At 72.4% G+C, this 7,012-nt stretch carries 8 protein-coding genes; 5 read left to right on the plus strand and 3 right to left on the minus strand.

The window, feature by feature from the left end; genetic code table 11:
* Positions 1–56 precede the first annotated feature (56 nt).
* From ACZ7N4_RS27920 to ACZ7N4_RS27930, 3 genes are all read left to right on the plus strand, one after another.
* Complete coding sequence (locus ACZ7N4_RS27920; protein ID WP_471362917.1) at positions 57–545, plus strand: phage holin family protein; 489 nt, start codon at positions 57–59, stop codon at positions 543–545.
* Positions 542–1,465, plus strand: coding sequence for an alpha/beta fold hydrolase (locus ACZ7N4_RS27925; protein WP_471362920.1), 924 nt, complete (start codon positions 542–544; stop codon positions 1,463–1,465). The genes ACZ7N4_RS27920 and ACZ7N4_RS27925 overlap by 4 nt, the downstream gene beginning before the upstream one ends.
* A gap of 138 nt (positions 1,466–1,603) precedes the next feature.
* On the plus strand, positions 1,604–1,783 hold the full coding sequence (locus ACZ7N4_RS27930; protein ID WP_471362922.1) for a hypothetical protein: 180 nt from the start codon (positions 1,604–1,606) through the stop codon (positions 1,781–1,783).
* A gap of 16 nt (positions 1,784–1,799) precedes the next feature.
* Here the strand turns inward: ACZ7N4_RS27930 and ACZ7N4_RS27935 are convergent, their stop codons facing one another.
* From ACZ7N4_RS27935 to nth, 3 genes are all read right to left on the minus strand, one after another.
* Positions 1,800–2,999, minus strand: coding sequence for a MarP family serine protease (locus tag ACZ7N4_RS27935; protein WP_471362943.1), 1,200 nt, complete (start codon positions 2,997–2,999; stop codon positions 1,800–1,802).
* Between the two features lie 13 nt (positions 3,000–3,012).
* Positions 3,013–3,708, minus strand: a complete 696-nt coding sequence (locus ACZ7N4_RS27940) for an NUDIX hydrolase (RefSeq protein WP_471362925.1) — start codon at positions 3,706–3,708, stop codon at positions 3,013–3,015.
* A gap of 121 nt (positions 3,709–3,829) precedes the next feature.
* Complete coding sequence (gene nth, locus ACZ7N4_RS27945; protein WP_471362945.1) at positions 3,830–4,864, minus strand: endonuclease III; 1,035 nt, start codon at positions 4,862–4,864, stop codon at positions 3,830–3,832.
* A 404-nt stretch (positions 4,865–5,268) separates the two neighbouring features.
* Here nth and ACZ7N4_RS27950 point away from each other — a divergent pair, with 404 nt between their 5' ends.
* Both ACZ7N4_RS27950 and ACZ7N4_RS27955 read left to right on the plus strand, forming a co-directional pair.
* Complete coding sequence (locus tag ACZ7N4_RS27950; RefSeq protein WP_014674022.1) at positions 5,269–5,943, plus strand: Crp/Fnr family transcriptional regulator; 675 nt, start codon at positions 5,269–5,271, stop codon at positions 5,941–5,943.
* 165 nt (positions 5,944–6,108) lie between these two features.
* Positions 6,109–6,975, plus strand: a complete 867-nt coding sequence (locus ACZ7N4_RS27955; protein ID WP_471362928.1) for a nucleotidyltransferase domain-containing protein — start codon at positions 6,109–6,111, stop codon at positions 6,973–6,975.
* Positions 6,976–7,012 lie beyond the last annotated feature (37 nt).

The raw sequence follows: 7,012 nt of genomic DNA on the forward strand, positions 1-7,012 counted from the left end.
AGACGGTACGCAAGACGGTACGTAGGACCCACGAGAGACCTCTGAGGGAGAACGCGATGAGCGCACCCGACGGCAGCCCGGTCGGCGCCGAACGCAGCATCGGCCAGCTGTTCGCCTCGGCGACGACCGAATTGTCGGCGCTGGTGCACGACGAGATCGCGCTGGCCAAGGCCCAGCTGAAGCAGGACGTGAAGCGCGGCGCGATGAGCGGCGGCGCCTTCTCCGTGGCGGGCGCGGTGCTGGTGTTCTCCCTGCCGATGCTCAACTTCGCGCTGGCGTACGGCATCCGGACCTGGAGCGGCTGGAACCTGGCCGTCTGCTTCCTGCTGTCCTTCGCGGCCAACGTCCTGGTCGCCGGCCTCCTCGCCCTGATCGGCGTGACGTTCGCGAAGAAGGCCAAGAAGGGCCAGGGCCCGCAGAAGGTGGCCGCCTCGATGAAGCAGACCGCGGGCGTCCTGCAGAACGCCAAGCCCCACCCGCGCCGGGAGCTGCCCCAGGAACAGGGTCCCGCCGCCATCGAGGCTGTGGCACGCTCATCGTCATGACGGACCCCGCAGCCCCCTCGGCCGTACGGATCGAAGGTCCCTGGAGTCACAGGGACGTCGCCGCCAACGGCGCGCGCTTCCACATCGCCGAACTCGGCGACGGCCCCCTGGTGCTGCTCCTGCACGGCTTCCCGCAGTTCTGGTGGACATGGCGGCACCAGCTGACCGCGCTCGCCGACGCGGGCTACCGGGCGGTGGCGATGGACCTGCGGGGCGTCGGCGGCAGCGACCGTACGCCCCGCGGGTACGACCCCGCCAACCTCGCGCTGGACGTCACCGGCGTCATCCGCTCGCTCGGCGAGCCGGACGCGGCGCTGGTCGGCCACGACCTCGGCGGCTATCTGGCGTGGACGGCGGCGGCCATGCGGCCCAAGCTCGTACGGCGCCTCGCGGTGGTGTCGATGCCCCATCCGCGGCGCTGGCGCGCGGCGATGCTGCGGGACGCCCGGCAGACGGCCGCCAACTCCTACATCTGGGGGTTCCAGCGGCCCTGGATCCCCGAGCGCCAACTGACCGCCGACGACGGCGCGCTGGCGGGCCGGCTGATCCGGGACTGGTCCGGCCCTCGGCCGCCGGAGGACGCGGCCGTGGAGACCTACCAGCGGGCCATGTGCATCCCCTCGACCGCGCACTGCGCGATCGAGCCGTACCGCTGGCTGGTGCGTTCGCTGGCCCGCCCGGACGGGGTGCAGTTCTACCGCCGGATGAAGCGGCCGGTGCGGGTGCCGACGCTGCATCTGCACGGCTCGCTCGACCCGGTGGCCCGCACGCGCAGCGCGGCCGGTTCGGGCGAGTACGTCGAAGCGCCGTACCGCTGGCGGCTGTTCGACGGTCTCGGCCACTTCCCGCACGAGGAGGACCCGCAGGCGTTCTCCACCGAGCTGATCAACTGGCTCAGGGATCCCGAGCCCGACCGGTGACGGTACGGTGTCGGAACTGTGCGTGGAGTATCCGGTTCCTGAACAGTTGTCCCCTGAACGGCCACATGCCTGCCGCATAGGCCAATTGGGGGGCGCGCGGGCGGTTATGGACCTTGGGGCGGGGGCACACGTCGGGGTATGGGCTGGACGCACGACTACAGTGACGCACCCCGCACCCGCCGCTCGGCCACGGGCCTGAGCACGGCTCAGCGCGGCACCCCGCAACTCGCGGAAGCGGACCTCCGGGTGGGAATCCCGCGCATCCTGCGCCGCCGGGCCCGCTGGGTCTCGGTGCGCCTGCGTCACCCGCGGGGCTGAACGCCCCCGCACGGTCCTACAGGGCGCAGCTGTCCGTACCCACCTGCTCGTTCGCCGTACGGCCCCGCTCGATGTCGGACCGGATCTCGTCCACCGTCAGGGCGTAGCCGGTGTCCGCGTCGTCGAGGGACTTGGCGAAGACCACGCCGTACACCTTGCCGTCCGGTGTGAGCAGGGGGCCGCCGGAGTTGCCCGGACGGACGGTGGCGTACAGGGAGTAGACGTCCCGGCGGACCGTGCCGCGGTGGTAGATGTCCGCGCCGTCGGCCTCGATGCGCCCCCGCACGCGCGCGGCGCGCACGTCGTACGCGCCGTTCTCCGGGAAGCCCGCGACGATCGCGTCGTCGCCGCCGGTCGCGTCCTGGGTGGTGAACCGCAGCGCGCCCGCCCTCAGGTCCGGTACGTCGAGTACCGCGATGTCGCGCTTCCAGTCGTACAGCACGACCTGCGCGTCGTACTTCCGGCCCTCTCCGCCGATCTGCACCCGGGGCGCGTCGACCCCGCCGACGACGTGCGCGTTGGTCATCACGCGGCGGTCGGCGAAGACGAAGCCGGTGCCCTCCAGGACCTTGCCGCAGCTCTGGGCGGTGCCGGTGACCTTCACGATGGAGCGCTGGGCGCGGGAGGCGACCGGGCTGTGCGCGAGGGCCGGGTCGGGCGGCCGGACGTCGGGGATGGGCTCGTTGGCGAAGGGGCTGAACACCTGCGGGAAGCCGTTCTGCGCGAGGACCGCGGAGAAATCGGCGAACCAGGTGTCGGCCTCGGCGGGCAGCGCCCTGCGAACCCCGTGGAGCACCTGGGAGCCGCGGACCTCGTTGCGCAGCGTCGGCAGGGTCGAACCGGCGAGGGCGGAGCCGATCAGCCAGGCGACCAGCAGCATCGCCACGACGTTGACCAGCGCGCCGCCGGTGGCGTCCAGGGTGCGGGCGTGGGACCAGGTGATGTACCGCCGGAGCTTGTTGCCGAGGTGCGTGGTCAGGGCCTGGCCGATGGAGGCGCAGACGATGACGACGACCACGGCGACGACGGCGGCGGTGGTGCCGACGTCCGCCTTGTCGGTCGCGGCGTCCCAGATCACGGGAAGCGTGTACACGGCGACGAGGCCGCCGCCCAGGAACCCGATCACCGACAGGATGCCGACGACGAAGCCCTGGCGGTAGCCGACGACCGCGAACCACACGGCCGCGACCAGCAACAGGATGTCCACCACGTTCACAAGCGACACCCTGTCATGCGTGCCAGTCGAGCGGGACCTCGCGCCCCCGGTCCCAGGGCCGCTCCCAGCCCGCGAAGTGCAGCAGGCGGTCGATCACTCCGGCGGTGAACCCCCAGACCAGGGCCGATTCGACCAGGAACGCGGGGCCGGTGTGGCCGCGGGGGTGGACGGCGGTGGCGCGGTGGGCGGGGTCCGTGAGATCCGCCACGGGGACGGTGAAGACCCGTGCGGTCTCGTTCGGATCGACCACGCCGACCGGGCTGGGCTCGCGCCACCAGCCGAGCACGGGCGTGACGACGAAACCGCTGACCGGGATGTACAGCCGCGGCAGCACGCCGAAGAGCTGCACACCGGACGGGTCGAGCCCGGTCTCCTCCTGTGCCTCGCGCAGCGCGGCCCGCAGAGGGCCGTCGCCCTGCGGATCACCGTCCTCCGGGTCCAGCGCGCCACCCGGGAAGGACGGCTGCCCGGCGTGGGAACGCAGCGAGCCCGCGCGCTCCATGAGCAGCAGCTCGGGGCCGCGCTCCCCCTCGCCGAACAGGATCAGCACGGCCGACTGCCGGCCCGAGCCGTTCTCCGGTGGCAGGAAGCGGCTGAGCTGGAGCGGCTCGACCGTCTCGGCGGCCCGCACGACGGGCTCCAGCCAGTCCGGCAGGCCTTCCTTGCTGAGCGTCACCGGACCGCCCTGTGTCTCGCTTGCCCTCGTCATCGCCACCCCCGTCGCTCTGCCCTCTCCAACGCCCGGGGCCCCCGAGATCGTTCCGACTCCCCCGCCCAAGGCCGCTGAGATCGTTCCGTCTCCCGCGTCCGAGGCCCCCGAGTTCGTTCCGTCACGCGGCCCCCAGCGGCGGCGCCGGGGTGCCGCCCGCGTCGAGGTACGCCTGCGGGGGCTTGAGCCGCTGCCCCGGGAAGCCGCCCTTCTCGTACTTCAGCAGCTTCTTCGCCTTCTCCGGGTCGGTCTCGCCCTCGCCGTAGGCCGGACAGAGCGGTGCGATGGGGCAGGCGCCGCAGGCGGGCTTGCGGGCGTGGCAGATACGGCGGCCGTGCCAGATGACGTGGTGGGACAGGTCGGTCCAGTCGCTCTTCGGGAAGAGCGCGCCGACGGCGGCCTCGATCTTGTCGGGGTCGGTCTCGTCGGTCCATTGCCAGCGCCTCACCAGCCGCTGGAAGTGGGTGTCCACGGTGATCCCGGGCCGGCCGAAGGCGTTGCCCAGGACGACGAAGGCGGTCTTGCGGCCCACGCCGGGCAGCGTGACCAGCTCCTCCAGCCTGCCGGGCACCTCGCCGCCGAAGTTCTCGACGAGCGCCTTGGAGAGCCCTATGACCGACCTGGTCTTGGCCCGGAAGAAGCCGCAGGGACGCAGGATCTCCTCGACCTCCTCGGGGTTGGCGGCGGCGAGATCCTCGGGCGTGGGGTACCTGGCGAAGAGGCCGGGGGTGGTCTGGTTGACGCGCAGGTCGGTGGTCTGTGCCGACAGGACGGTGGCGACCAGCAGCTGGAAGGGGTTCTCGAAGTCCAGTTCGGGGTGGGCGTACGGGTACACCTCGGCCAGCTCGCGGTTGATCCGGCGGGCGCGTCGGACCAGGGCGGTGGAGGACTCGCCGGACGGCGGCGTGACGGCGATCTTCCTGACCGTGGCGGCCTTCTTGGCGGGCTTCTCGACGTCTGCGTCCGTCTTCACGGCGACGGGGGGCTTCTTCGCCACGGCGGGAGTCTTCGTCACGCCGGCGGGGGCCTTCTTGGCGGCGGGGGTTTTCTTCGCTCCGGCGGCAGACTTCTTCGCGGCGGCCGGGGCCTTCGCGGCGGACGGCGTTTTCCTGGCTGCGGCCGGGGTCTTCTTGGCGGCGGCCGGAGTCTTCTTCATCCCGGCCGGACTCTTCTTCGCCCCGGTCGAAGCCTCCTTCATCCCGGTCGAAGCCTCCTCCCCGGTGGCGGGAGTCGTTTCAGCTGATTTGCCTGTTTTATTACTTCCCCCGGGGCTCTGTTCGCCCACGGCGGAATCCCGACGTACAACCACCCGCCCAGCCCCCTTGGCCTGTGCTCTCACCGGCGTTTTGGACACCCGGCCAGCCTAAAGCCCGGCACCGTCATCCGCCCCGGGCCCGTCCCAGCGGCCCCCGATTGGACCCCTGACGCTTACCCCGGGACACCTGTGCGGCATCCTTGTGACAGATCACACTGTTCGGACCGTCCGGCAAAATGGGGAACACGGACCCCTGGCACACGGGGGAGCAAGATCCCCTGAGCAGGTCGACAAGGAGAGAACTCGTGGACGACGTTCTGCGGCGCAACCCGCTCTTCGCGGCTCTCGACGACGAGCAGGCCGCGGAGCTTCGCGCCTCCATGAGTGAGGTGACCCTCGCACGCGGCGACTCGCTGTTCCACGAGGGCGACCCCGGGGACCGGCTGTACGTCGTCACCGAGGGCAAGGTCAAGCTGCACCGCACTTCCCCCGACGGCCGCGAGAACATGCTCGCCGTCGTCGGCCCCGGCGAGCTGATCGGCGAGCTGTCGCTGTTCGACCCGGGCCCCCGCACGGCCACCGCGACCGCGCTGACCGAGGTCAAGCTGCTCGGTCTCGGCCACGGCGACCTCCAGCCGTGGCTGAACGCCCGCCCGGAGGTGGCCGGCGCACTGCTGCGCGCCGTCGCCCGCCGTCTGCGCAAGACCAACGACGCCATGTCCGACCTGGTCTTCTCCGACGTCCCCGGCCGTGTGGCGCGCGCCCTGCTGGACCTGTCCCGCCGTTTCGGCGTGCAGTCCGAGGAGGGCATCCACGTCGTCCACGACCTCACCCAGGAGGAGCTGGCCCAGCTGGTCGGCGCCTCCCGCGAGACCGTGAACAAGGCGCTGGCGGACTTCGCCCAGCGCGGCTGGCTCCGCCTGGAGGCGCGGGCCGTGATCCTGCTGGACGTGGAGCGGCTCGCCAAGCGCTCCCGCTGACCCGAGGGGCTCGCCGGGCACTCCCGCCGGCCCCGGCCCCGGCGTACGACCCGGGGGCCCGCTTCCCGGAAGCAGGCCCCCGCTGTCGTGACCGCGGCCGGCCGGCACCCGCCCGCGCCGGAAAACCGCCTGCCCCGGGACCCGGGCGGAGGGCACTGTGGTCCCATGCCCGCCACCGCCCCCACCCCCGGCACCAGCCCCCTGGCCGACGCCGGCCCCCCGCCCGGGACCACGCCCCGCCCAGGCCTCGACGCACAGGGGTACCTCCTCCGCGAAGGCTCCCTCGCGCGCGTGCAGCCCGCCTTCCACGCGGTCGTGGCCGCCGCCCGCGACCGGCTGCCGGCCGTCCTCGGCGCGCGTCTGCACAGCGCCTACCTCTACGGGTCGATCCCGCGCGGCACCGCGCGCGTGGGCCGCAGCGACCTGGACCTGCTGGTCGCCCTGCGCGAGGAACCGGACGACGCCGACCGGGCCGCCGTACGCGCCCTCGGCGAAGGGCTCGACGCGGAGTTCGGGCAGATCGACGGTGTCGGCACGCTGCTGTACAGCCGGGCGCGGCTGCTGAGCGACCTGGAGCGGTACGACCTGGCCTGGTTCGTCGCCTGCCTGTGCACCCCGCTGCTCGGCGACGACCTCGCCGCGCACCTGCCCCGCTACCGTCCCGACTCCCTGCTGGCCCGCGAGACCAACGGCGACCTCGGGCGCCGGCTGCCACGCTGGCGGGAACGGATCGACGCCGCCGCGGACACCGAGGAGGCCCGCCGGCCCCTCGTACGGTTCATGTCCCGGCACCTCGTACGCACCGGTTTCACGCTCGTCATGCCCCGCTGGCAGGGCTGGACCAGCGACCTGCGGGAGATGGCCGGGGCGTTCGCCGGTTACCACCCCCGGCGTGCCGCACAGCTGCGTGCGGCGGCGGAGTACGGCTACGAGCCCGTCGGCGACCCGGACGTCCTGCGGTCCTACGTGGACGACCTAGGTGTGTTGTCCCGGAACGTTGGTGACACGCGTGCTGGGTGCTTGAACAGGTGAGGGCCTTCTGGGTTCGGTGTGGATTGCGACATCTACC

It is taken from the genome of Streptomyces sp. NPDC107654 (assembly GCF_055639035.1).